At 70.5% G+C, this 24749-nt stretch carries 22 protein-coding genes; 11 read left to right on the forward strand and 11 right to left on the reverse strand.

What is annotated here, in order from left to right:
- Positions 1–102 precede the first annotated feature (102 nt).
- From N5D62_RS16100 to N5D62_RS16110, 3 genes are read left to right on the forward strand one after another with little or no spacing between them, the layout of a single operon-like run.
- Positions 103–1572, forward strand: a complete 1470-nt coding sequence (locus N5D62_RS16100) for an MFS transporter (protein ID WP_279758865.1) — start codon at positions 103–105, stop codon at positions 1570–1572.
- Positions 1573–1616: 44 nt separating this feature from the next.
- A complete protein-coding gene (locus tag N5D62_RS16105; protein ID WP_279758866.1) occupies positions 1617–2720 on the forward strand; it encodes a kelch repeat-containing protein in 1104 nt (367 codons plus the stop codon).
- A 54-nt stretch (positions 2721–2774) separates the two neighbouring features.
- A complete protein-coding gene (locus tag N5D62_RS16110) occupies positions 2775–3116 on the forward strand; it encodes a YnfA family protein (RefSeq protein WP_279758867.1) in 342 nt (113 codons plus the stop codon).
- Between the two features lie 16 nt (positions 3117–3132).
- Here the strand turns inward: N5D62_RS16110 and N5D62_RS16115 are convergent, their stop codons facing one another.
- Both N5D62_RS16115 and N5D62_RS16120 read right to left on the reverse strand, forming a co-directional pair.
- Complete coding sequence (locus tag N5D62_RS16115) at positions 3133–4062, reverse strand: hypothetical protein (protein ID WP_279758868.1); 930 nt, start codon at positions 4060–4062, stop codon at positions 3133–3135.
- Positions 4055–5131, reverse strand: coding sequence for a glycosyltransferase (locus N5D62_RS16120; protein WP_279758869.1), 1077 nt, complete (start codon positions 5129–5131; stop codon positions 4055–4057). The genes N5D62_RS16115 and N5D62_RS16120 overlap by 8 nt, the downstream gene beginning before the upstream one ends.
- A gap of 392 nt (positions 5132–5523) precedes the next feature.
- On the opposite strand from N5D62_RS16120, the gene N5D62_RS16125 reads away from it, so the two are divergent.
- Together N5D62_RS16125 and N5D62_RS16130 are read left to right on the forward strand one after the other, a co-directional pair.
- A complete protein-coding gene (locus N5D62_RS16125; RefSeq protein WP_279758870.1) occupies positions 5524–6741 on the forward strand; it encodes an efflux RND transporter periplasmic adaptor subunit in 1218 nt (405 codons plus the stop codon).
- A gap of 28 nt (positions 6742–6769) precedes the next feature.
- The gene (locus N5D62_RS16130; protein ID WP_279758871.1) at positions 6770–10003 is read left to right on the forward strand and encodes an efflux RND transporter permease subunit; all 3234 of its coding nucleotides are present in this window, start codon (positions 6770–6772) and stop codon (positions 10001–10003) included.
- On the opposite strand, the gene N5D62_RS16135 is transcribed toward N5D62_RS16130, so the two are convergent.
- The 3 genes from N5D62_RS16135 to N5D62_RS16145 all read right to left on the reverse strand — a co-directional run bounded on the left by N5D62_RS16135 (position 10004) and on the right by N5D62_RS16145 (position 15335).
- On the reverse strand, positions 10004–13294 hold the full coding sequence (locus N5D62_RS16135) for a sensor histidine kinase (RefSeq protein WP_279758872.1): 3291 nt from the start codon (positions 13292–13294) through the stop codon (positions 10004–10006). It abuts the gene before it with no gap.
- A gap of 205 nt (positions 13295–13499) precedes the next feature.
- A complete protein-coding gene (locus N5D62_RS16140) occupies positions 13500–14912 on the reverse strand; it encodes an FAD-binding oxidoreductase (protein WP_279758873.1) in 1413 nt (470 codons plus the stop codon).
- Positions 14913–15335, reverse strand: coding sequence for a DUF2069 domain-containing protein (locus tag N5D62_RS16145; RefSeq protein WP_279758874.1), 423 nt, complete (start codon positions 15333–15335; stop codon positions 14913–14915).
- A gap of 19 nt (positions 15336–15354) precedes the next feature.
- Between N5D62_RS16145 and N5D62_RS16150 the strand changes: the two genes are divergently transcribed.
- Positions 15355–16620: a YihY family inner membrane protein gene (locus N5D62_RS16150; RefSeq protein ID WP_279758875.1), complete on the forward strand. Its 1266-nt coding sequence runs from the start codon at positions 15355–15357 to the stop codon at positions 16618–16620.
- Here N5D62_RS16150 and N5D62_RS16155 read toward each other — a convergent pair.
- Both N5D62_RS16155 and N5D62_RS16160 read right to left on the reverse strand, forming a co-directional pair.
- Positions 16604–16924: a hypothetical protein gene (locus N5D62_RS16155; protein ID WP_279758876.1), complete on the reverse strand. Its 321-nt coding sequence runs from the start codon at positions 16922–16924 to the stop codon at positions 16604–16606. The genes N5D62_RS16150 and N5D62_RS16155 overlap by 17 nt on opposite strands.
- 139 nt (positions 16925–17063) lie before the next feature.
- Complete coding sequence (locus N5D62_RS16160; protein WP_279758877.1) at positions 17064–17642, reverse strand: XRE family transcriptional regulator; 579 nt, start codon at positions 17640–17642, stop codon at positions 17064–17066.
- Positions 17643–17783: 141 nt separating this feature from the next.
- Between N5D62_RS16160 and kbl the strand changes: the two genes are divergently transcribed.
- The 4 genes from kbl (at position 17784) to N5D62_RS16180 (ending at position 21065) form a co-directional block, all read left to right on the forward strand.
- Positions 17784–19001, forward strand: coding sequence for a glycine C-acetyltransferase (kbl, locus tag N5D62_RS16165; RefSeq protein WP_279758878.1), 1218 nt, complete (start codon positions 17784–17786; stop codon positions 18999–19001).
- A 21-nt stretch (positions 19002–19022) separates the two neighbouring features.
- Positions 19023–19994, forward strand: a complete 972-nt coding sequence (locus N5D62_RS16170) for an NAD-dependent epimerase/dehydratase family protein (protein ID WP_279758879.1) — start codon at positions 19023–19025, stop codon at positions 19992–19994.
- Between the two features lie 41 nt (positions 19995–20035).
- A complete protein-coding gene (locus N5D62_RS16175; RefSeq protein WP_279758880.1) occupies positions 20036–20761 on the forward strand; it encodes a hypothetical protein in 726 nt (241 codons plus the stop codon).
- A gap of 85 nt (positions 20762–20846) precedes the next feature.
- Positions 20847–21065 carry a hypothetical protein gene (locus N5D62_RS16180; protein WP_279758881.1) on the forward strand — a complete coding sequence of 73 codons (219 nt, stop codon included), beginning with the start codon at positions 20847–20849 and terminating at the stop codon, positions 21063–21065.
- A 6-nt stretch (positions 21066–21071) separates the two neighbouring features.
- On the opposite strand, the gene N5D62_RS16185 is transcribed toward N5D62_RS16180, so the two are convergent.
- From N5D62_RS16185 to N5D62_RS16195, 3 genes are all read right to left on the reverse strand, one after another.
- Entirely contained in the window at positions 21072–21365 is a 294-nt protein-coding gene (locus tag N5D62_RS16185) for a DUF962 domain-containing protein (RefSeq protein ID WP_279758930.1), read from the reverse strand.
- Between the two features lie 132 nt (positions 21366–21497).
- Positions 21498–22325, reverse strand: a complete 828-nt coding sequence (locus N5D62_RS16190; RefSeq protein WP_279758882.1) for an alpha/beta hydrolase — start codon at positions 22323–22325, stop codon at positions 21498–21500.
- Positions 22322–23635 carry an O-acetylhomoserine aminocarboxypropyltransferase gene (locus N5D62_RS16195; RefSeq protein WP_279758883.1) on the reverse strand — a complete coding sequence of 438 codons (1314 nt, stop codon included), beginning with the start codon at positions 23633–23635 and terminating at the stop codon, positions 22322–22324. The genes N5D62_RS16190 and N5D62_RS16195 overlap by 4 nt, the downstream gene beginning before the upstream one ends.
- Before the next feature lie 88 nt (positions 23636–23723).
- On the opposite strand from N5D62_RS16195, the gene N5D62_RS16200 reads away from it, so the two are divergent.
- Positions 23724–24179, forward strand: a complete 456-nt coding sequence (locus N5D62_RS16200) for a CBS domain-containing protein (protein ID WP_279758884.1) — start codon at positions 23724–23726, stop codon at positions 24177–24179.
- A gap of 191 nt (positions 24180–24370) precedes the next feature.
- On the opposite strand, the gene N5D62_RS16205 is transcribed toward N5D62_RS16200, so the two are convergent.
- Positions 24371–24712: a PRC-barrel domain-containing protein gene (locus N5D62_RS16205; RefSeq protein ID WP_279758885.1), complete on the reverse strand. Its 342-nt coding sequence runs from the start codon at positions 24710–24712 to the stop codon at positions 24371–24373.
- Positions 24713–24749: the final 37 nt, after the last annotated feature.

The raw sequence follows: 24749 nt of genomic DNA on the forward strand, positions 1-24749 counted from the left end.
AATCGGTGATCGGTGATCGGTGAACGGTGAACGGTGAACGGTGAACGGTGATTGGTGATCGGGTAAGGCCGGGCGGAACGCCGATTGCCGCCTTCGCCGTCGATGACGGCTTCTCTGGATATCGCTCGCAGGCTGGATCGCCTGCCGTGGTCGCGCTGGCATTGGCGCGTGGTGCTCGCCCTGGGCGTGGCCTGGGTGCTCGACGGGCTGGAGGTCACCCTCGTCGGCTCCGTCGGCGCGGTGCTGGAACGACCTGACACCCTCGCGCTGACCGCCGTGCAGGTCGGCTGGTCCGGCTCGCTGTACCTGGCCGGCGCGATCGTCGGCGCGCTGGTGTTCGGGCGGCTGTCCGACCGGCTCGGCCGCAAGCGCTTGTTCCTCGCCACGCTGGCCGTCTACGCCGTCGCCACGCTCGCCACCGCGTTCTCGACCGATTTCACCTTCTTCGCGCTGTGCCGCTTCGTCACCGGGCTGGGCATCGGCGGCGAATACGCCGCGATCAACTCCGCGATCGACGAGCTGGTCCCCGCGCGCGTGCGCGGCCGCGTGAACCTGGCCATCAACGGCAGCTTCTGGATCGGCGCGGCGCTCGGGGCGGCCTCCAGCCTGCTGTTGCTGCATCCGGACGTGCTCGGTCCGGTGCAGGGCTGGCGCGTCGGTTTCGCGATGGGCGCGCTGCTCGCGGTCGGCATGGTGCTGGTGCGGCGCCATGTGCCGGAAAGTCCGCGATGGCTGCTTCGCCATGGCCGGGCCGAGGAAGCGCACCGGATCGTGGCCGAGATCGAGGCGGAGGTCGCCGCCCAGCACGGCCCGCTGCCGCCGCTCGAGCCGACCCCGCAGCGCGAGCACCGCCGCGGCGTGCCCGAGATGCGCGAGGTGCTGCACGTGCTGCTGCGCCGCTACCGCGCGCGCAGCGGCGTCGCGCTGTCGCTGATGCTGGCGCAGGCCTTCTTCTACAACGCGATCTTCTTCAGCTACGCGCTGGTGCTGACGCGCTTCTACGGCGTCGCCGACCACCGCGTGGCGCTCTACATCTTCCCGTTCGCGCTGGGCAACGTGCTGGGGCCGTTGCTGCTGGGCCCGCTGTTCGACCGCGTCGGCCGGCGGCGGATGATCGCGCTGACCTATTCGCTGGCGGGCGTGGGACTCGCGGCCACCGGCGTCGCGTTCGTCTCGGACGTGCTGGACGCGCGCTCGCAGGCGCTGTGCTGGTCGGTGGTGTTCTTCTTCGCCTCGGCGGCGGCGAGCTCCGCCTACCTGACGGTCAGCGAGATCTTTCCGCTCGAGATGCGGGCGATGGCGATCGCGATCTTCTATGCGGTCGGCACCGGCGCCGGCGGCTTCGCCGCGCCGCTGTTCTTCGGCTGGCTCGTGGAGAGCGGTCTGCGCGCCAACGTCGCGATCGGATATGGGATCGGCGCGTTCCTCGTGATCGTGGCCGGGCTGCTCGCGCTGCGTTTCGGCGTGGACGCGGAGTGCAAGCCGCTGGAGGAGATCGCGCCGTCGATGGACCGCCCGCCGGAAGCGACTCCGATCGCAGGCGCCCCCACTGGAGGTTCAGCTCATCGTTGAGCACAATCTCCGGCCATCGATGTGGATCGGGACGGAGGCACGCGATGAGGATCCTGCTTGTAGCGCTGGCATTGCCGGCCATGGCGATCGCCGCGGCGACCCTGGGTACACCGGATCTCGTGGTCGAGGAGGGTGTCGCGATGCGATCGGCGCGAGCGGGGCATCAGGCGACGCCGTTGGGCGGCCAGGTGTTGATCACCGGTGGCTGCGCACGCTCGAGCTGCGAAGCGATCCAGGCTTCGGCCGAACTCTTCGATCCGGTCTCGGGCCGTTTCGCGCCGATCGCCGGAATGCGGGACGCCAGGGTGTCCCATGCGTCCGCGCCCATCGTCGATGGCGGCGCGATCGTGGCCGGCGGCTGGAACGGCACGTCGACGATGACCTCGATCGAACGCTATGACAGGGCCGCGCGTCGCTTCGTGCCGGCGGCGCCGCTGTCGACGCCGCGCATGGACTTCACCGCCACAGCGCTGCGCGGCGGCGAGGTCCTCCTGGCTGGCGGCGCGACCGCCACCAACCGGCCGACGGATGTGGTGGAGCGATACGACCCGGCTTCGGACAGGACACGCGTCACCGGCGCCATGCACACGCCGCGCGCTCACCATGCCGCGGTGCGGCTGAACGACGGGCGGGTGCTGATCGTCGGCGGGCTGGTCGCCCGCAGTACGTCGACCGCGTCGGCGGAGCTGTTCGATCCGGCGGCCGGACGCTTCACGCCGACGGGCGCGTTGACCCAGCCGAGATGCAAGCTGGCGGCGCTCCTGCTGAAGGATGGGCGAGTGATGGTGCTGGCCGGTTCCTCCGACTGCAACGACCGCCACCGCCTCGCGACGACGGAGATTTACGACCCGGCGTCGGGGGCGTTCACGCCCGGCCCCGCACTGCTGAATCCTCGCTACAAGATTGCGAGCGCCGCCGCCGTGCTCGACAGCGGCGAGGTGATCGTCGCTGGCGATGCGGACGACGTGGAGTTGTGGCGCCCCGGCACCGACCGCTTCGTCCAGCTGCGCGGCGGCGTCGCGGCGGGTTATGCCTTCAGCACGGCGACGGCGTTACCCGGCGGTGGCGTGCTGATCGCTGGCGGCTACGACGCCGACATCGTGCCGACATCGCGCAGCTGGCGCGTTCGCTTCGCCTCCGCGCGCTGAGCGGAACGCCGGGTCCTCCCGGAGCCGATCCGCGCTTGACGACAATCGCGCCCCATGGACCTCCTCAAGACGCTCGCCCTGTTCATCGTCACCGCGCTCGCCGAGATCGTCGGCTGCTACCTGCCTTACCTCTGGCTGAAGCAGGGGAAGTCCATCTGGCTGCTGGTGCCGGCGGCCGCGAGCCTCGCCCTGTTCGCGTGGCTGCTGTCGCTGCATCCGACCGCCGCCGGCCGCGTCTACGCCGCGTACGGCGGCGTCTACATCGGCGTGGCGATCCTGTGGCTGTGGCTGGTCGACAAGATCACGCCGACGCCGACCGACTGGCTCGGCGTGGCGGTGTGCGCCGTCGGGATGGCGATCATCATGTTCGGGCCCAGGGCCGCGAACGCGGGCTGAGCGCCCGCCAGGCGCGTCAGCGCCGGCCGAGCCAGCGCCGCACGCGGCGCTTCCAGTCCAGCCACTGGCGATGGCGCGAGCGGTCGATCCGCTTGACGTCGATCAGCGTCAGCTCGCCGCAGGCCGACATCGTGTGCAGGCCGCTGGTGAACTCGCCATGCGCGAGGTCGCCGGTGAAGGTCTCGGGCAGCGCCCGGACCTCGACCGCCTCCGGCGACAGCCGGTCGAAGCGCACCCAGCGCGTCGCGCCGCCGTAGCCGTTGCGGCTGTCCTGCACCGGCAGCGTCACCAGGCCGTAGGCGCCGATGAACGGCGTGCCGGCGGGCCGGGCGCCGTCCTGCGCCGAACGCACCGGATTGGCCCGGTGCGGCGTCCACGGTCCCTGCAGCGACTCGGCGAAGGCGACGTGCAGCTCGCGCTGGTCGCGCTTGTCCGGCCCGATGACCGCGTAGAACATCCACCACAGCCCGTCGTGGCGCAGCAGCGAGGCATCCACCGCGCGCACGCCCGGCAGCAGCGCGCAGACCCGTTCCCATCGCTCCCAGCGCTCGGCGCCGTCCACCGCGCGGTACAGCGCGACTTCCTCGGCCTGGCTGGACTCGGGGACCATCCACACCTGGCCGTCGTGCTCGAACACGAACGGGTAGGACAGATGCACCGGCAGTTGCAGCACCGGCCGCGGCGCGCTCCACGCGCCGTCGCGCAGGCTCAGGGTCAGGCGTTGCAGGTCGGCGCGCTTGGTCCGGTAATCGAAGTTCTCGACGAACACATGCAGCTCGTCGCCCTCGCGCAGCGCGAACGGATCGGCGTAGTAGCGCCAGTCGCCCGCCGGCGGCATCCAGACGATGCGGTCGCGCAGTTCGCGCAGCCGCTCGGGGTTCAGCCGGTCCAGGCGCTCGGGGACGACGCCGACGGTCCAGAAGTCCGACTTCGGCCGCTTAACCACGCGCGTCTTCCACGCGCAGGTCCGCCATGTCGTGCACCGCGACGCCTTGCCGCGACAGCACGTCCTGGTACAGCCCCAGCGTGGCCCGCACCGCCGTGGAACGGTCGTAGCGGTCCATGTCGTAGTCCACCGGGCGGCGGCCGCCGCGCAGGCGCTGCTCGAGCGCCTCGGCGATCGCCACGCCCATCGCCGGCGCGTCGTCGACCGGCACGATCGCCGATCGCGCCGGGTCCAGCATCTCGCGCGCGCCCAGCGTGGCGGTCGCCACGATCGGCAGCCGCGCGCGCATCGCCTCCAGGATCGCCAGCGGGAACTGCTCCTCGCGCGACGAGGACACGTACAGGTCCATCTCGGCCAGCAGCTCGTCGACGTTCCAGCGGAAACCCAGCAGGTGGATGCGCGGATCGTCCTGGCGCAGCGCCTCGAGTTCGGCGCGCTGCGGGCCTTCGCCGATCAGCACCAGGTGCGCCTCGGCCGGGGCATGGCGGCGGAAGGCCTCGATCAGCGTGTGCATGCCCTTGGCCGCGTGCAGCCGGCCGACGCAGCCGATGACCAGCGCCGAGGCCGGCAGCCCGAGTTCCAGGCGCAGCGAGCCCGAGGCCGCCTTCGCGGCGCAGGCGCCGGGGTTGCGCTCCGGGGCCCAGTTGTAGATGACGCGATGCATGCCGCCGTATTCCTTCAGGTGACCGACCTGCGCCGAATTGACGCACACCAGCGCGTCCATTCGCGCGTGATGGTGGGCCTTATAGCCCACATGGAGGGTCCCCACCCGCGCGCTCTGCTTGGCGGCGGCCACCGCCTTGCAGGCCGGGCCGAGGTGGCCGTGGACGATGTCCGCGCCGAGCCGGGCCGCCAGCCGCTTCACCCGCGCCCCGCGCAGCACCGGCAGCCGCAGGCCGTGGTACCGCACGCGCGGGTCCAGCGCATGACGGACTGCGGAGCCCGAGGGGCCGATCACGTGGACCGTGTGACCCAGCGCGGCCTGGGCGTTGGCCAGGTCGACGCAGTGATGCTCGCCGCCGGCGATACGGGAAGAGAACACCACGTGAACGATGGAAAGTGCGCGCATGACGTCGAAACGGCAAAAAGGCTAAAAAACGTTCGGAGTCTATTTCTTAACAATCAGCAATATAACTAGTCGTACCCCGTACTCGAAGGGGGCGCGGCTTGCAGGAATCGAAGGGGTGTGCGCAATTCCCCGTCCACTGTTGACGCGAAGCGAACAGATCGGGTGCCGGGACGACGGGAAACGCGCGGAGCGGCCGCGCCGGGTGGCGGGGCGAAGGGAATTGGTTCGGTGCCGGAACGGCCGGCGCGACGAAGCGCAGATTGACTGGGATGAGCCGCAGATATGACCAGCTACCCCCAGTGGTATTGAAGTTAAGCTAGCGCGCCTTTTTGCGCCCTGCGCACGAAAAACACATCTTTACGCCACCCGCCACGTTCTCCGGAGCCCGCTTCATGTTGCGTTTGTCGCTGCTTGCCCTTGTCGCCATGTCCTTGCTTGCCGGTTGCGGCAAACCCTCTCCCGACAAGAAGGCCACCCCCGCCGCTGCCGCGGCCAGCGCGCCCAGCCTGCTGGTGGCCCCCGAGGACGTGCAGACGCTGGGGGTCAGCGAATACGCCAGCGGCCCGGTGATCACTGGCTCCATCCAGCCTGAACGCCGCGCCGACCTGCGGGCCGAGCTGCAGGCCATCGTGCTGGCGGTCCACAAGGAAAACGGCGAGCGCGTGAAGCGCGGCGACCTGCTGGTCCGCCTGGACGACACCGCCATCCGCGACACCGTCCAGTCCGCCGACGAGTCCGCGCGCGCCGCCTCGCAGAGCTTCGAGCAGGCCGAGCGCCAGTACCAGCGCCTGAAGACGCTGCAGGCGCAGGGCATGAGCTCCATCCAGGCGATGGAGGATGCCGAGATCCGCCGCAACAACGCGCAGAGCGACCTGGTCGCCGCCCGGGCCCGCGTGGCCACCGCGCGCCAGCAGCAGCAGCGCACCGAGGTGCGCGCGCCGTTCGACGGCGTGGTTAGCGACCGCAAGGTCTCGCCGGGCGACTCGGCGCAGCTGGGCAAGGAACTGATCAAGGTGATGGATCCGGCGTCGATGCGCTTCGAGGGCCTGGTGTCCGCCGACCGCATGTCCGAGCTCAAGCTGGGCCAGACGGTCTACTTCCGCGTCAACGGCTATCCGCAGGTCGACTTCCAGGGCAAGGTGCGCCGCATCGCCCAGGCGGCCAACGCGAGCACCCGCCAGGTCGAGGTGCTGGTGGACTTCGCCGGCGCGCAGCAGCCCGGCGTGGCCGGCTTGTATGCCGAGGGCCGGGTGCAGACCAACAGCGTCTCGGCGCTGATGGTGGCGGACGGCGCGCTGGTGCGCGAGGGCGACCGGGCCTATGTCTGGCGCGTGGACGCGGGCAAGGTCGGCAAGTCCGCCGTGAAGCTCGGCGCCCGCGACGACCGGCAGGGGCTGTACGTCGTCGCCGACGGCCTCAAGAATGGCGACCGCATCCTGCGCCACCCGACCAGCACGCTGATCGACGGCCAGCGCGTGGAGCTGACCAAGGCCGCGGTGCCGGCCGTGGCCGACGCCGGCAGCGCCAAGACGGGCGCGTCGCCGGCGGTGCCGGGCGTCGCGCCGGGCCTGGTCCCGGGCGTGGCCGCCTCGGCCGCCTCGGGCATCTGAATCCGGACCGAGTCAGAGGAGACCTCCGATGTTCCTGTCCAATTTCTCGGTCAAGAAGCCGATCTCGATGGTGGTGATCATCATCGGGCTGATGGCGCTGGGGCTGCTCGCGCTGTCCAAGCTGCGGGTCAACCAGATCCCCGACGTCGAGCAGCCCTTGCTCGTGGTCGGCATCACCTATCCCGGCGCGTCGCCAGAGACGGCCGAGCGCGAGATCATCAACCGCATCGAGAAGTCGCTCAACAGCATCTCGGGCGTGACCGAGGTGCGCTCCACCGCGAGCGAGGGTTACGCGCAGCTGCTGCTGATCTTCAACTTCAACAAGAACATGATCGAGGCGGCGGACGAGGTCCGCAACGCGATCGCGGCGGTGCGGCACAAGCTGCCGCTGGAGATGCGCGAGCCGGTGCTGCAGCGCATCGACCCGTCGGCGCAGCCGATCATGCAGCTGGCGCTGTCGTCCAGCGAGCAGACGCATGCCGAGATCTCGCGCCTGGCGGAGGACCAGCTCGCCGACCGCTTCCGGGCGATCTCCGGCGTGGCCACGGTGACGGTCAACGGCTCGCTCAACCGCGAGCTGTCGGTGCTGCTGAGCGCGCAGAAGCTGCGTGAGTTCAACGTGTCGGTGACCGAGGTCGTCAACGCGCTGAAGATGCAGAACACCACCGCGCCGGTGGGCAAGGTCCGCGGGCTGATGGAAGACCAGTCGATCCGGCTGCTGGGCCGCATCGAGTCGCCGTCCGACTTCAACCAGATCGTCGTCAAGCGCTTCGGCGGCGAGCTGATCCGCCTCGGGCAGGTCGCCACGGTGCAGGACGGCTTCGCCGAGCAGACCGGTTTCTCGGTGCGCAACGGCCATCCCAACGTGGGCCTGTCGGTCACGCGCTCGCGCGACGCCTCCACCGTCTCGGTCGCGGACGCGACCCGCAAGCTGGTCGAGGAGATCAACGCGACGCTGCCCAAGGGCACGAAGCTGGAGGTCACGCAGGACGGCGGCCGCGACGCGCAGGACAGCCTGAACAACGTGATCCACGCGCTGGTCTTCGGCGCGGGCCTGACCATCTTCGTGGTCTACGTGTTCCTGAACTCGTGGCGCTCGACGCTGATCACCGCGCTGTCGCTGCCGACCTCGGTCATCGCCGCCTTCATCGCGGTGTGGCTGTGCGGCTTCACGCTGAACTTCATGAGCCTGCTGGGCCTGTCGCTGGCCATCGGCGTGCTGATCGACGACGCGATCGTGGTGCGCGAGAACATCGTGCGCCACATGGAGCGCGGCGCCGATCGCCGCACCGCCGCGCTCAAGGGCACGGCCGAGATCGGCATGGCCGTCGCGGCCACGACCTTCTCGATCGTGGCCGTGTTCATCCCGGTGGCCTTCATGCCGGGCGTGTCCGGCGAATGGTTCCGCCCGTTCGGGCTGACCGTGGTGGCCTCGGTGCTGGTGTCGCTGTTCATCTCGTTCACGCTGGACCCGATGCTGTCGGCCTACTGGGGCGATCCCCCGGGGCATCACGAGGCGCCCAAGACCGGCATCTCCAAGCTGCTGCAGCGCTTCAATGAATGGTTCGACCACCAGGCCGACCGCTACGGCTACGTCATCGAGTGGGCGCTGCACCACCGCCGCTGGATGGCCTTCTTCGCCTCGGCGAGCCTGGTGCTGGCGCTGTTCCTGCAGTCGACCTGGGGCGGCTCGAGCTTCCTGCCGGCGTCGGACTCCGGGACGATCGCCATCGAGGTGCGCACGCCCGCGAGCTCCAGCCTGGAGTACGCGCGGCTGAAGATGGCCGCGGGCTCGGCGCTGGCGCGCCAGCTGCCCGAGACCAAGGCCACCAACGAGTACGTGAACGTCAGCGGCGGCCGCATCTACGTCGACCTGGGCAAGAGCACCGAGCGCAAGCGCGGCGCCCCCGAGATCGCCGCCGACCTGCGCAGCCGCGTGTCGCGGCTGGTGGGCGCGGAGTACGTGGTGCTGGACGACCTGAACAACGGCGCGCAGAAGCCGGTGCAGATCCGCTTCCACGGCACCGAGTCGCGCAAGCTGATGGAGATCACCACCGAGTACATGGCCAAGCTGCGCAACGTGCCGGGCGCGGTGGACGTCGGCCTGTCGGAGCAGGACCCGCAGGACGAGCTGCAGATCGAGCTCAACCGCGGGCTGGCCAATTCGCTGGGCATCTCGGTGGGCGACGCCGCCAGCGCGCTGCGCGTGGCCTTCGCCGGCGTGGAGGTGGGCGACTGGGTCGACCCCAGCGGCGAGACCCGCGACGTGGCGGTGCGCCTGGCGCCGGCCGACCGCGTCGACGCCAGCAACATCGAGCGGCTGCCGATCGCCGTGTCGGGCGCCGGCGTGATGGTGCCGCTGGAGCAGATCGCCAAGGTGTCGATGGGCAAGGGCCCGGCCAAGATCCAGCACTCGGACGGCAAGCGGATGATCGCGGTGTCGGCCAACGCGCACGGCCGCTCGCCGGGCGAGGTGACCAAGGACGCGGTGAAGCTGGCCAAGTCGATCAACTTCCCGCAGGGCTACGGCATCGAGCTGGCCGGCGCGTCCAAGGACCAGGAAGAGGTCTTCGGCGCGATGTTCATCGCGCTGTTCTCGGGCATCGCGCTGATGTACCTGATCCTGGTGATGCAGTTCGGCAGCTTCGCCGCGCCGATCGGGGTGATGTACTCGCTGCCGCTGGCGCTGATCGGCGTGGTGGTGGCGCTGCTGATCACCAAGGGCACGCTGAACCTGATGAGCTTCATCGGCATCATCATGCTGGCCGGCCTGGTGGCGAAGAACGCCATCCTGCTGCTGGACGCCGCGCGCCAGGAGGAGAACGCCGGCGTGCCGCGCGAGGAGGCGCTGATGCACGCGGGCCGCAAGCGCTTCCGGCCGATCCTGATGACGACCTTCGCGCTGGTGGCGGGCATGCTGCCGGTGGCGATCGGCGTGGGCGAGGGCGGCGAGTTCTACCGCCCGATGGCCGTGGCCATCATCGGCGGGACGATCACCTCGACCTTCCTGACGCTGCTCATGATCCCGTGCTTCTACGACAGCATCGAGCTCTTCTTCGAGCGGCTCAAGGCCAACTTCCCGCGCCGCGCGCAGCGCTTCACCGCGGGCGGCGCCTGGGCGCTGAGCATCCTGCAGACCATCGTGGTCGCGCTGGCCTACCTGAGCTGGCTGCTGTTCGTGTTCTGGATCCTGGAGTGGGTGTACCGGCGCTTCAAGCCGGCACCGGCCCAGTCCTTCGCGCCGCAAGGCAGCGACGACTGATCAGCCGGCGCGTCGGCGGTTCCACCAGGCGCCGCCGCGCGCCGGGTTGCCGCCGCCGTCGCTCGTGTCGTAGGCGCGCGTGGCGGGCACGCACAGCTCGACCCGCGTGCCCGCGTCCGGCTCGGAGGCCAGGCGGTAGGTGGCGCCGGCCAGTTCGGCGCGCTCGCGCATGCCGGACAGGCCCCAGTGGCCGGGGCGGCCGCCGCGGGCCTGCACCTCGGCCGGCACGCCGACGCCGTCGTCCTGGACGGTCAGCGAGAACGCGTCCTCGCCGTAGCGCACCGTCACCTCGATGCGGTTGGCCCGCGCATGCTGGAACGCGTTGAAGATCGCCTCGCGCGCGATCAGGCACAACGACGCCGACAGCGACGGCGCCAGCGGCCGCGGCGCGCCGTCGACGCGCAGCGCGAAGGCCGCGCCGTGCGTGTGCGACAGTTCGCGGCCGAGCGCCTCCAGCGTCTGCTCCAGCCGGTTGAGATCGGGCGGCGGCAGGCGCAGGTCGGTGACGCGGTCGCGGCCCTCGATCAGCAGGGCGTCGGCGTCGAGCAGCACGCGCTCCATCGCGGCGCGCTCGGTGCCCGGCAGGCGTCGCGCGATCGCCTCGAAGCGCAGGATCAGGCCGTAGACGCCCTGCAGCAGCGTGTCGTGCAGGTCGCGCGCGATGCGCTCGCGTTCCTGCACGCGGGCGGCGAGGCGGTCCTGCTCATGCGCGCGGCGCTGGCGGCCGCGCAGCGCGGCCAGGACGCCGAGCACGGCGATCCCGGCGAGCACCGCCGCCGCGCGGAACCACGCGTTCTGCGTCAGCGTCGGCGCGATCTCGAAGCGCATCGTGGCGGGCTCGGCGCTCCACGGACCGCCGTCCTGCGAGGCCTCGACGCGGAACTCGTAGGCGCCCGGGCCGAGGTTGGTGTAGAACGCGCGGCGCCGCGTGCCGGCCTCCTGCCAGTCGGCGTCCTGGCCGACCAGCCGGTAGCGGAAGCGGGTGCGCTCGGGCTGCGCGAGGCTGATCGCGGTGTAGGCGATCTCCAGGTCGCGCGTGCCGGGCGCCAGGCGCGGCAGGCCGCCCTCGGGCATCGGCACCGGCTCGCCGTGGATCAGCAGGCGCTGCGCGTCGACCGGTGGCGGCGCGACGTCGCCCTTGGGCAAGCGCGTGGGATCGATGCGCACGAGCCCGTTGCTGAGCGAGAACCACAGCCGTCCGTCCGGCGTGCGCGCCGCGGTCCGCAAGGGCCAGGACTGCTCGGCGCGGCCGCTGAGGCCGTCGGTCAGGTCGAAGCGCCGACCCGCGGGACGGGCGGCGGCCGGCGCGCGTGGCGCGTCCGGCATCCCCGACGTATTCGGCGTGGCGGCGCGTCCTGTGTCGGGCGCGACCTCGAGCGCGCGCCGGACCTCGTCCGCGGTGAGCCGCGTGATGCCGTTCGCGCCGTTCATCCACAACTCGCCCTCGGGCGTCTCGACGATGCCCGACACGCCGTCCAGCGCGTCGGGATCGGCCAGGCGCAGCACGGGCATCCCCGGCTCCGAGACCAACTGGACACCGCGGTCGCCGCCGATCCAGAGCCGCGTTCCCTGGCGCGCGATCACCTTGATCCCGCCGATCTTCAGCCCGTCGGCCGGGGTGAGCGCGATCGTCTTGTCGCCCTCGCGGCGCAGCAGCGTGCCGTCGCCGTAACCGATCCAGATCCGGCCGCGCGCGTCCGCGGCGATCGCGTCGGGGCCCTTGTAGGGGAAGCCGTCGCGGCCGGACAGCCGCGTCACCTTGCCGTCGGCGTAGCGCATCAGGCCGTAGCGATGGCCGTTGAACCAGATCGAGCCGTCGGCGGCCTCGGTGATCTCGAAGACCGCCGCGAGCCAGGGCAGGCCGTCCGGCGTGGGCAACTGGACGAAGCGGTCGCCGTCCTGGCGCCACAAGCCCTTGCGCCCGCCGACCCAGAGCCGCCCGTGGCGATCGACGTGGATGGCGGTGAAGGTCTCCATGCCTGGATCGGTGGGGACCTCCTCGAGCGTGGCGCCACTGGGTGCCAGGCGCCGCACCGTGTCGCCGGACGCGACCCAGAGGGCGCCGGCGTCGTCGGTGGCCATCGCGATGCTGGCGCTGCGGTTGGGCAGGTCGATGCGGTCGACCGCGGCGCCTCGGAAGCGGTCGAGTCCGCCGTTGGTGCCGACCCAGATCGCGCCGTCACGGTCCTGGAAGACGCGCATCACCAGCTCGCCCGACAGGCCCTTGTCGGTGCCCAGGAACTGGTGGGTCGCCCCGGCCGCCTCGGGCGTGCCGGAGACGTCGAGGCGGTTGAGCCCGTCCTTCGCGCCGTACCAGAGCAGGCCGCGGCGGTCGAACGCGGGCATGAAGAAGCTCCTCGGCACGGGGTAGGGCGCGGCCATGGCCGGCGCTCCCGGTGCCGCCGATGCCGACGACGATGCCGATGCCGATGCCGATGCCGATGCCGACGACGATGCCGATGCCGATGCCGATGCCGATGCCGATGCCGACGACGCCGACGACGCGGGCGATGCGGGCGATGCGGGCGATGCGGGCGATGCGGGCGATGCGAGCGATGCGAGCGATGCGGACAAGGGCGGCGGCAGCCGCATGAGGCCGCGCACCGCGCCCGACATGTCGTTGGCCCAGGCGTTGCCGTCGGCGCCGATGACGAGCTGGGTGAGGCCCAGCGCCGGCACCTCGGTGGCGACGAAGCGCGCGCTGCCGGCGGCCTTCACGAACACGGTGCGGTCGGTGACGACCCAGACGTTGTCGCGGCCGTCGACGTCGACCTTGAGCGTCGGCGGCGCGTGGCCACTGCCGTCGTCGTAGCCGGATTCAGGACCGATCGCGACCCAGCCCTCGCCCTGGTGCCTGAGCAGGGCGCGGCCGGTGGCGGTCCACAGCGTGCCATCCCGTTCCGCGGCGAAGGCGCGGGTGGAGGTCACGAAGTGCCCGGTCGGCGGATCGACATGAAGCACGCGGCCCTGGCGGACGAACGCCGTGCCGCCGTCGAGCAGCCCGACCCACAAGCCGTTGTCCTTGGTGGCGAAGAGCGACAGCACCTGCCGGCTGGGCAAGGCCTGGCCGGCGATCGTGTCGAAGCGCTCGAAGCGCAGGCCATCGAAGCGATACAGCCCGGCGCCCGTGCCCAGCCACAGGTAGCCGTCGGTGGTCTGCGCGATGGCCATGACCGGGCCGGGCATGCCGTCCTTCAGCGTCCAGGTCGTGTGCTGCAGGTGCGCGAGCGGCTGCTCGGACGGCGTCGAGGACTGGGCGTGCGCGGGCCACGGCGCCCAGGCGGCGATCAATGCGATCGCCAGCGCGGCGGGCGCGAACGGCGATGGAAAGGGAAAGCGAACCGGGCGCGGGAAGGACATCGACGAGGCAGGGAAGGCGGGCGGCGCGCTCGGGCGCGGAAGCCGGCGGATTGTGCCTTCGCCATCCCGGCGCGACCTGCAAGCCGCGGTGACTTGCCTCTCTAAACGAACGACCCCGGGTTGCCCCGGGGCGGGCTCAGACCACGCGTCCCGGGTTCAGCAGTCCGCGCGGATCCAGCGCCTGCTTGATCTGGCGCATCAGCTGCATCGCCACCGGGCTCTTGCGCTGCGCGAGCTCGTCGCGCTTGAGTTGGCCGATGCCGTGCTCGGCCGAGATCGACCCGCCATGGGCCGTCACCTGGTCGTAGACGATCTCGTTGACCGCCGCCTCGTGCTCGCGCAGGAAGTCGGCGGCGGCCACGCCCTCGGGCGCCTGCAGGTTGTAGTGCAGGTTGCCGTCGCCCAGGTGGCCGAAGTCCACCAGCCGCGCGCCCGGGAAGCGCTCGGCGAGCAGCGCGTCGCAGCGCTCGACGAAGTCCGGGATCCGCGACACCGGCAGCGCGATGTCGTGCTTGATGTTCAGGCCTTCCTCGCTCTGCGCCAGCGGGATGGACTCGCGCAGGTGCCACATCGCCTGGCTTTGCGACAGGCTTTCCGCCACCGCCGCGTCGTCGATCGCGCCGCGCTCCAGCGCGTCCTCGAGCAGCGACTCGAACTGGGTGCGGGCGTGTTCCTCGCCCTCGCTGTCCGAGAGTTCCAGCAGCACCGTCCATGGCCGCGGGCCCAGCGGCTGCGCCAGTTGCGGGAAGTGCTTGGCGACCAGCGCCAGCGACAGCGCGTTCATCACCTCAAAGCCGGTCAGCGCCGCGCCGCAACGCGACTGCGCCAGCCCGAGCAGCGTCACCGCGTCGCGCAGCGTGTCGCAGGCCGCCAGCGCCGTCATCCGCGCGCGCGGCAGCGGATGCAGCTTCAGCGTCGCGGCGGTGATCACGCCCAGCGTGCCTTCGGAGCCGATGAACAGGTCGCGCAGGTCGTAGCCGGTGTTGTCCTTGCGCAGCCCGGACAGGCCGTCCCAGACGGTGCCGTCGGCGGTCACGACCTCCAGGCCCAGGCACAGCTCGCGCGCGTTGCCGTAGCGCAGCACCTGCGTGCCGCCGGCATTGGTCGCGAGGTTGCCGCCGATCGTGCAGCTGCCTTCGGCGGCCAGGCTCAGCGGGAACAGCAGCCCCGCGTCGCGCGCGGCCTGCTGGACGTTCTGCAGCACGCAGCCGGCCTCGGCCGTCATCGTCAGGTTGGACGGGTCGATCTGGCGGATCCGGTTCAGCCGCTGCAGGCTCAGCAGCAGCTGCGTGCCCGAGCCGTCCGGCACGCCGCCGCCGACCAGCCCGGTGTTGCCGCCTTGCGGCACCAGCGGCACGCGGTGCTCGCGGGCCAGCGCGACGACCGCGGCGACCTGCGCCGTGTCGGCCGGCCGCACGACCGCGAGCGCGCGGCCGGCGTAGCGCTTGCGCCAGTCGCGCTCATAGGCGGACAGGTCCTGCGCGGCGGGCAGCAGCACCTGGGCCTCGCCCAACTGGGCGCGCAGCGCGTCGATCAGGGCGGCGCTCATTCAGGCGTCCTTCGGTGTGTCGCCGGCCTGCCGGGCCTGGGCCAGCCGCAGCCGGATCTGCGCGGCGCAGGCGATGAAGATCGTCACCGACAGCACCACCTCGACCCAGGCCAGCGCCATGCCGATGCCACGTTCGGAGGTGCCGCGCACCAGGCCCTCGGTGACATAGAGCCAGATCATCAGGCTGACCCAGCGGTAGGTGTACATGCGGTAGCGCCACAGGCCCGCCAGCGGCATCAGCAGCGGCAGCGCCTTGATCGCCAGCGTGCCGCGGCCGGTCGGCGCGAGCCACAGTTCCCAGGCCAGGCAGACCAGCGCCAGCGCCAGCGTCGCGAGGAAGGCCAGGTGGCGGCTGCCGCGCTCGCGCGGGGTGGGCTCGGTGCGCGGGGACGGCATCTCGGGAGCGGCGGCGAGGGTTGACATGGCTGGCATCATAGCCAGCATGATCAAGCGAGAAGAGGCCCAGACGCAGAGCTGGAAAGAGGGAGTGCGGGAGCTCGGGCGGGAGCTGTTGAAGTGGCCGTACGCGCGCACGCTGCGCCTGTTCGTGCAGCGTTTCCGGGAGGAGCGCCTGGGCCTGACCGCCGGCAGCCTGACCTTCACGACGTTGATCTCGCTGGTGCCGCTGCTGACCGTGGCGCTGGCGCTGTTCACCGCGTTCCCGATGTTCTCCAGCTTCCAGTCGGCGCTGGAGAAGTACTTCCTGAAGTCGCTGATCCCCGACAACATCGCGCGCCCGGTGCTGATGTCGCTGACGCAGTTCGCGGCCAAGGCGAACCGGCTCGGCGTGGTCGGCCTGATCGTGCTGGCGGTGACCGCGCTGTCGCTGATGCTGACCATCGACCGCACGCTCAACCAGATCTGGCGCGTGCAGCGGCCGCGCCCGATCGCGCAGCGCGTGCTGGTGTACTGGGCCGCGCTGACGCTGGGCCCGCTGCTGCTGGGCGGCAGCCTGACCGTTACCAGCGTGCTGATCACGGCCAGCCGCGACCTGGTCGACAACATGCCGCGCGGGCTGGTGGTGTTGCTGAACTCGGTGGACCTGCTGGTGCTGTGGGGTGCGATCGCGGCGCTGTTCCATTACGTGCCCAACACCGACGTGCGCTGGCGCCACGCGCTGACCGGCGCGGCCTTCGTCGCGGTGGCCTTCCACGGCGCCAAGCAGGCGCTGGCCTGGTACCTGAAGCTGGTGCCGACGTATTCGACGCTCTACGGCGCGTTCGCGGCGGTGCCGATCTTCCTGATCTGGATCTATGTCGGCTGGTCGATCGTGCTGCTCGGCGCGATCTTGGCGGCCAACGCGCCGGCGCTGGCCGGCGGCGTGGCGGTGCGCCGCAACGCGCCCGGCATGCCGATGGCGCTGGCGCTGGATGTCGTCCGGGAGCTGGACGCGGCGCGCGTGGGCGGCGAGTCGGGGCTGTCGATGATCCTGATGTCGCAGCGGATGCGGGTCGATCCGCTGCAGCTCGAACCGGTGATCCAGCAGCTGCAGAAGCTGGACTGGGTCGGCCGCCTGGAGGAGGACGGCGCGCAGCGGCTGGTGCTGCTGTGCGACCCGTCGTCGACGATGGCGGAGCCGCTGATCCGCGCGTTGCTGGCCGAGCGCCAGGACGGCCTGTCGGCGCTGTGGGAGAAGGCCGGCTGGGAGCAGACGACGCTGGGCGTCCTGATCGGGCGCGAGGCGCCGCTGGCTATCGCAGGAACGTGAAGGCCGCGCCGCCGATCACCGCCGCTAGCGCCACCACGGAATAGATCGCGCGCCGGTACGCCGGCTTGGGCCGCGTGTGGCCGGTCGGCTTCATGCCGTACTTGGGCGTCGCGCCCAGGGGCAGGGCGGCCTTGTCGATCAGCGGTGAGGCGCGGTGCTCGCGGGCACGCTGCTCGGCCACGCGCAGGCGCGCCGAACCGTCGAGCAGCTGGAGCTGCTTCGCCTGGGTCTCGGTGTCGACGGTGGCCGGTTGGGTCGGGGTGGGAATGTGGGGGTGCTTCTCTGAAAACGAGCGCTGCTGCATGGATGTACTGCCTCTGATGCTGGGAACGCTCCCTCGCCTCCGCGAATCGCGCGATTGTCGGCATGTGACCGCGAGGGTCAAGTAACAGGAGGTGTGGTCGCGATGCGGTCCGGCCGATCCCGGCGGAGCGCGGCGGAGGTCAGGCGTGCAGCACCACCAGCAGCGCGGTGGCCGCCTTCTTCGACAGGTTGCGGATCGCGTGCGCGCCGTCGACCGCGTAGCGCGCGGTCTCGCCCGTCTTCACCAGCTGCCGGCTGCCGCCGGCGGTGACCTCGAGCTCGCCGCCCAGCACGCTCAGGTGCTCCCGCGACCCCGGCTCGTGCGCGGCCGATTCCAGCGCGCCGCCCGGCTGCACCGTCAGCTCGTACCACTCGAAGTTGCCGGCCAGGTCGATCGGCCCGAGGATGCGCAGCCGGCACAGGCCGTCCGGGCTCGACAGGCCCGGCGTCGCGTGCGAGGCGACGATCTCGATCGGCGGGGCGGCCGGGCGCTCGCCGCCGAGCAGCTCCGACAACTCCACCCGCAGCGCATTGGCAAGCCGCCACACCACGGCCACCGTGGGATTGGCCTGGTTGCGCTCGATCTGCGAGAGCATCGACTTGGACACGCCCGCCCGCCGCGACAACTCGTCCAGCGACAGGCCCTGCGCTTGCCGCAGCGCCTGCAGCGTGGCGCCGACGCGCGGAGGTTCTAGCTTTTCAGTCGGAATGGCGGACATCGGCGGCAAGGCGAGGGCGGTGGGGGAGCGGTCAGCCAGGGAGGCGGCGCCTTGACCGGCCACCGCTCTTCCTTGATACTGCACGGCTGTTCGATATAACGAACGCGTTCGATTTAACGGATTGTGCCGCAGGAGCACCGCATGACCAACATCGCTCAACCGACCGCCGACGACTTCTACCGTCACCTGCAGAACGAGCTGCAGGGCATCCGGGACGCGGGGCTCTACAAGAGCGAACGCATCATCACCAGCCCGCAGGGCGCGATCGTGCGCACGAACGACGGCCGCGAGGTGATCAACCTGTGCGCCAACAACTACCTGGGCCTGTCGGCTCATCCGCGGGTGCTGGAAGCGGCTCATGAGGCGCTGCGCACGCATGGCTACGGCCTGTCGTCGGTGCGCTTCATCTGCGGCACGCAGGACATCCACAAGGAACTGGAGCAGCGGATCGCGCGTTTCCTCGGCACCGAGGACACGATCCTGTACGCGGCGGCGTTCGACGCCAACGGCGGGCTGTTCGAGCCGCTGCTGGGCGAGCAGGACGCGATCGTCAGCGACGAGCTGAACCACGCGTCGATCATCGACGGCATCCGGCTGTGCAAGGCCAAGCGCTATCGCTACAAGCACAACGACATGGCCGACCTGGACGCGCAGCTGGTCGCCGCCCGCGCGGCCGGCGCGCGCCACGTGCTGGTGTTCACCGACGGCGTGTTCTCGATGGACGGCACGATCGCGCAGCTCGACAGGATCCGCGAGATCACCGACCGCCACGGCGCGCTGCTGGGCATCGACGAGTGCCATGCCAGCGGCTTCATGGGCAAGACCGGCCGCGGCACGCATGAGCATCGCGGCGTCTTCGGCAAGGTCGACATCATCACCGGCACGCTGGGCAAGGCGCTGGGCGGCGCCTCCGGCGGCTTCACCACCGGCCGCAAGGAAGTCATCGAGCTGCTGCGCCAGCGCTCGCGGCCCTACCTGTTCTCCAACACCGTGGCGCCGAGCATCGTCGGCGCGTCGATCGCCGTGCTGGACCTGCTGGAAGGCAGCACCGCGCTGCGCGACAAGCTCGAGGCCAACACGACCTATTTCCGCGAGGCGATCCAGCAAGCCGGTTTCCAGATCAAGCCGGGCACCCACCCGATCGTGCCGGTGATGCTGTTCGACGCGGTCAAGGCGCAGCAGCTCAGCGCGCGGTTGCTGGAGCTGGGCGTCTACGCAGTCGGTTTCTTCTACCCGGTCGTGCCCAAGGAGCAGGCGCGGGTGCGGGTGCAGATCTCGGCGGTGCATGAGCGCGAGCACCTGGAGAAGGCGGTGGCGGCGTTCGCGCAGGCGGGCCGCGAGCTGGGCCTGGTGAAGTAAGGCGTCGAGAAGAAGATCCCCATGACGACGAAGATCCTGTTGATCGGCGCGAACGGCCAGATCGGTTCGGAACTGGCGGTGGAGCTGGCCAAGCGGCACGGCAACGCCAACGTGATCACCAGCGATGTGGCCCCGCAGGGCCGCGTGCCGCAGCTGACGCACGAGATGCTGGACGTGACGGATGCCGCCGCGCTGGCGGCGGTGGTCAAGCGCCATGGCATCACGCAGGTCTACCACCTGGCGGCGGCGCTGTCGGCCACCGGCGAGAAGCACCCGATGTGGGCCTGGGACCTGAACATGAAGGGCCTGCTCAACGTGCTGGAGCTGGCGCGCACGGTGAAGCTGGAGCGGGTGTTCTGGCCGAGCTCGATCGCCGCCTTCGGACCCCAGACGCCCAAGCGCGAGACGCCGCAGACCACGGTGATGGATCCGACGACGATCTACGGCATCTCCAAGCTGGCCGGCGAGGGCTGGTGCCGCTGGTACCACGCCAACCATGGCGTGGACGTGCGCAGCCTGCGGTATCCGGGCCTGATCAGCTGGAAGACGCCGCCGGGTGGCGGCACGACCGACTACGCGGTCGAGATCTTCCACGAGGCGCTCAAGCAGGGCCGCTACACCTGCTTCCTGCGGGAAGACCAGGCGCTGCCGATGATGTACATGCCGGACGCGCTGCGCGCGACGATCGAGCTGATGGAAGCGCCGGCGGAGCGGATCACCGAGTGGGGCAGCTACAACCTGGCGGGCGTGAGCTTCACGCCGGAGCAGATCGCGGCGTCGATCCGCCGCCGGATTGCCGGTTTCGCGATCGACTACGCGCCGGACTTCCGCCAGAACATCGCGGCGAGCTGGCCGCAGTCGATCGACGACGCGGTCGCGCAGCGCGACTGGGGCTGGAAGCTGGGCTACGACCTGGACGCGATGGTCGACGACATGCTGGCCTCGCTGAAGGCGCAGGCCGAGCAGCAGGCGGCCGCGGCGACGCAGGCGTGAGGACGTAGAGTCCGGGGCTGCCGCAACGCTCCGAACTGCCCGTGTCCCGATTCGCCGCCGAATTCCAACGCCTCTACGCCGCCGGTCCCGAGGGATCGGCGCGCGCGCTCGTGCTCGATGTGGGGCGGCCGTCGGATTGGGACCTGATGGGGGCCGTCTGGCGGGGCGTGCAGCTCGAACTCTCGCTGCCCGCGCCGGGTATCGCCATCGCCGGGGAGAACAGCTATCAGCTGTGGTTCTCGCTCGAGCGCGGTGTCGCGCCGGACGAGGCGAAGGCGTTCTTCGACGGGATCCAGGCGCGCTTCCTGGCCGGCGTGGCTGCGTCGCGCATCCGCTGGCTGACGGCGATTCCCGAGGTGCCGGCCGAGGTCCGGGAGGACCAATGGTCCGCCTTCGTCGCGCCGGACCTGGCACCGGTGTTCGTGGAGGCCACCTGGCTGGACATTCCACCCGGGCTCGAGGGGCAGGCCGATCTGCTCAAGGGGCTGAAGCGCATCACGCCGTCGGCGTGGGAGGTGGCGCTCGAACAGCTCGCCGCGAGCAAGCCGACGGCGTCGGCAACGCCGGTCGCCGCGTCGTCGGGGCCTTCGACGTCCCCGGCATCGACGCCCGAAGCGCCCGCCGTCTTCGCCCCCGCGACCCGCTTCACCGATCCGCGGGAGTTCCTGCTGCAGGTGATGAACGACGCGTCGGTGCCGATGGCGCTGAGGATCGAGGCGGCGAAGGGGTTGCTGTCTTCCGGGGGAGTGAATCGCACCGAAGGGTGAGCCGGATGCGATTCACATGCATAGGTCAATGACGGGCGCGGCGTCGACGGACAGAGTCACCGCCTTCCTTCCGGAGGTGCCGTCCATGTCTCTCTTCGCCGCAGCTGGCTCGCTCATCGTCAGCGAATACAACCTGCTCTGGGAGGCGCTGAAGCTTTACGAGCAGCACCTTCAAAAGGTGTCGTCCGAGTCGTCCGACGAGGATGAGCAACTCTTCGCGGATGAGAAGCTCATGAAGCTCGACGGCATGCTCAAGGACGTGCGCGTCGCGGCGAGGGAGGACTGGGGCTTGGAGCTGCCCTAGCTCGTTTCAGAACGGGATCTTCCCCGTCCAGATGTCCTTGTACATGACCCAGTCGCCCATGAAGCTGTACAGCGGGCGCTTGAACGAGGCCGGCTTGTTCTTCTCGAAGCCGAAGTGCCCGATCCACGCGAACGCGTAGCCGCACAGCAAGCCCACCAGCACGAAGCCCCAGCGCTGCGTCGCCAGCGCGTACGCCAGGCACAGCAGTCCCAGCGTGGACCCGACGAAGTGCAGCCGCCGGCAGGTCCGGTTGCGGTGCTCGCCGAGGTAGAACGGATAGAACTCCGCGAAGCTGCGCATCGCCTTCACGCGATCCGCGGTCGAATCGCCCTCGTGCGGCGCGTGGGGCAGGGGGCTGGTGCTCATGGGCGTCTCCTGGCGAGGCCCTCGTCGACGATCGCGGGGCCTTCTGCTCGGTCGATTGAACGGCGCTCAGCCGAGCGCCGCCTTCAGCGCATTCAACATCCCTTCCGGCGCCTCGGTCATCAGTGAATGCCCGGCGGGCAGCGTCTGCACGCGCGCCTGCAGCATCTCCGCCAACGCCTTCGCGGCCTTGGGCGGCGTCATCGCGTCCTTCGCGCCGAGGATCAGGTGCGCCGGCACGCCCGCGGCCGTCATCTGGGCGACAGCGTCCGGCGCGCCCTGGTAGCGATCGCAGACGAGGAAGTCGTGCTCGAACAGGTTGCCGTCGGCGTACCCGTCCTGCATCCGCTCCATCAGCGCCTGGTTGCCGCCGTGCATCCACGCGCCCGGTCCCGGATACGAGGGCTTGCCCGCCGTCGTCGAGTGCGAGAACGCGTTGACCATCGCCATCGCCGCCTTCGGCCGTTCTCGCGAGGTGCTCAGCAACGCGTCCGAGACCTTCATCGGCCAGGCGGTGGCGACCAGGGCCAGCCGCGCCACGCGCGCCGGGCGCTGCGCCGCCGCCTCGAGCGCGATCAGCGAGCCCATCGAATGGCCGACCAGCGAGACCGCGCCGTCGCCGACAACGCCGGCCGTGTCGAGCAACGCGTTGATCCAGCCGCCGAGCGCGGCCACGTCGGCGAGCGCCGGCCCGGCGCTGCGGCCGTGGCCCGGCAGGTCGACCGCGAGCACGCTGCGCCCGTGGTGGGCGAAGTAGCGCGCCAGCAGCGTCCACACGCTGTGGTCATGCAGCGCGCCGTGGATGAACACGACGCAGGGCAGCGTGGCGTCGAACGCCTTGCCGCCGGTGTAGGCGTAGGCCGTCCGGCCTTGCACGTCGAATGTCGTCCTGCTCATTTGGCGGCCACCTTCAGCGCGGATTTCAGGTCGGCGATCAGGTCGTCGGGGTCCTCCAGTCCGATGGACAGGCGGATCGTCCCGGCGCCGATGCCCGAGGCGGCCAGCGCCGCGTCGTCCATGCGGAAGTGCGTCGTCGATGCCGGATGAATCACCAGCGACCGCGCGTCGCCGACATTGGCGAGGTGCGAGAACAGCCGCAGCGACTCGATGAAGCGCCGGCCCGGCTCGCGTCCGCCCTTCAGGTCGAAGCTGAACACCGCGCCGGCGCCCTTGGGCAGCAGCCGCTGCGCCAGCGCGTGATCGCGGTGCGAGGCCAGGCCGGGGTAGTTGACGCGCTCGACGATGTCCTGCGCCTCGAGGAACTCGGCCACCCGCTGCGCGTTGCTCACGTGGCGCTGCATCCGCAGCGGCAGCGTCTCGATGCCCTGCAGCATCAGCCAGGCGGTGTGCGGGCTCATGCAGGCGCCGAAGTCGCGCAGGCCTTCGCGGCGGGCGCGCAGCAGGAACGCGCCGACCGTGCTTTCCTCGGTGAACACCATGCTGTGGAAGCCGTCGTAGGGTTCGGACAGTTCCGAGAAGCGGCGAAGGTCGCCGCTGGCCGCATGGGCGCGGTCCCAGTCGAAGCGGCCGCCGTCCACGAGCAGGCCGCCCACGACGGTCCCATGCCCGCACAGGAACTTCGTCGCCGAGTGATGCACCAGGTCCGCGCCCAGCGCGATCGGCTGCTGCAGGTAGGGCGTCGCGAAGGTCGCGTCGACCAGCAGCGGGCGGTGGGCCTCGTGCGCGATCTGCGCGATGGACGGGATGTCCAGCACGTCCAGGCCGGGGTTGCCGAGGCTCTCGCCCAGCAGCAGCTTCGTCCGCGGACGGATCGCGGCGCGCCAGGCGTCGAGGTCGCCGGGACGCACGAAGGTCGTCTCGATGCCGAAGCGCTTGAGCGTGTAGTGCAGCAGGTTGTGCGAGCCGCCGTACAGCGCGCTCGAGGCGACGACGTGGTCGCCGGCGCCCGCGATGGTGGCGATCGCCAGGTGCAGCGCGGCCTGGCCGCTGGCGGTGGCGATCGCGCCGACGCCGCCGTCCAGGGCGGCGATGCGTTCCTCGAGCACGGCGGTGGTCGGATTGGACAGCCGGGAGTAGACGTGCCCGCTGCGTTCCATGTTGAACAGGCCGGCGGCCTGCTCGGCGCTTTCGAACACGAACGAGGTCGTCAGGTGCAGGGGGACGGCGCGGGCGCCGGTGGTGGGATCGGGGGCGGCGCCGGCGTGTAGCGCCAAGGTATCAAAGCCGGGGTCCGAGGGACCTGCCATGGGTGTCTCCTGCCTGTAGTCGTGACGAGTGGTGTCTGGCGCCGGGCATTGTGTGCTATGTTCACCGCCAACTTTTTCTCAGGCGGCCATGAAAGTCTCCGACATCCTGCGCGTCAAGGGCAGCACGCTCTTCACGGTCTCTCCCGACCAACCCCTGGCCCATGCCGCGGAGACGATGGCCGAGCGCGACATCGGTTCGCTGGTGGTGATGGAGTTCGGCGACCTGGTGGGCATGCTGACCTTCCGCGAGGTCATCCAGGCGGTGGTCGGCAACGGCGGCAGCGTCGGGACCCGGCTGGTGCGCAGCGTGATGGACGACGCACCGCTGACCTGCACCCCGGAGACCGAGATCGACGAGGTCCGCCGGATGATGCTGGGGCGCCATGCGCGCTACATGCCGGTGCTCAACGGCAAGCAGTTGATGGGCGTGATCTCGTTCTACGACGTGGCCAAGACCGTGGTCGACGCGCAGGACTTCGAGAACCGCATGCTGAAGGCCTACATCCGCGACTGGCCGAGCGAGGATGGCGCGAACGCCGCCTGATCGCCGCCACCCACGCACGAAAAAACGCCCCGAACTCCGGGGCGTTTTTCATTGCAGCCTGCGAAACCGTATGTGATGCCTGCCGCGGTGCCGAGTTGGGATGCGCGGCTAGGCGCAGACCGGAGCCATAGCGGCGCTATGGCGAGGATCTGCAACGCCGCCGGGCGCCCAACTCGGCGCCGCGGCGGGCGTCACATCCAAGCTACTCCGTAGTAGTCGTAGACCTTGCGGCCGTATTCGTCGGTGTACTCGGGGCGGTCGGTCTGCGCGTAGCGCGGCGCCTTCTCGAGCTGGTCCTCGCGCAGCGGGACGACGTAGCCATCGAGGCTGGTGTCGTACTTCAGCATGTTCCACGGGATCGGATACCGGTCCGTGCCGATGCCCAGGAAACCGCCGAACTCGAGCGCCGCGTAGCGGACCAGGCCCGAGCGCTTGTCGATCACCAGGTTGTCGATGGTGCCGAGCTTGTCGCCGTTGCCGTTGTAGACCTTCGTGCCTTCGACGCGGTCCGAAGCGATGGTGGTGCTGGCCATGAGGGGAGCTCCTAGTCAGTTGAGATAGGAACCACGA

This window comes from Mitsuaria sp. GD03876 (assembly GCF_029840635.1).
In the GTDB taxonomy this organism is placed as follows: domain Bacteria; phylum Pseudomonadota; class Gammaproteobacteria; order Burkholderiales; family Burkholderiaceae_C; genus Roseateles.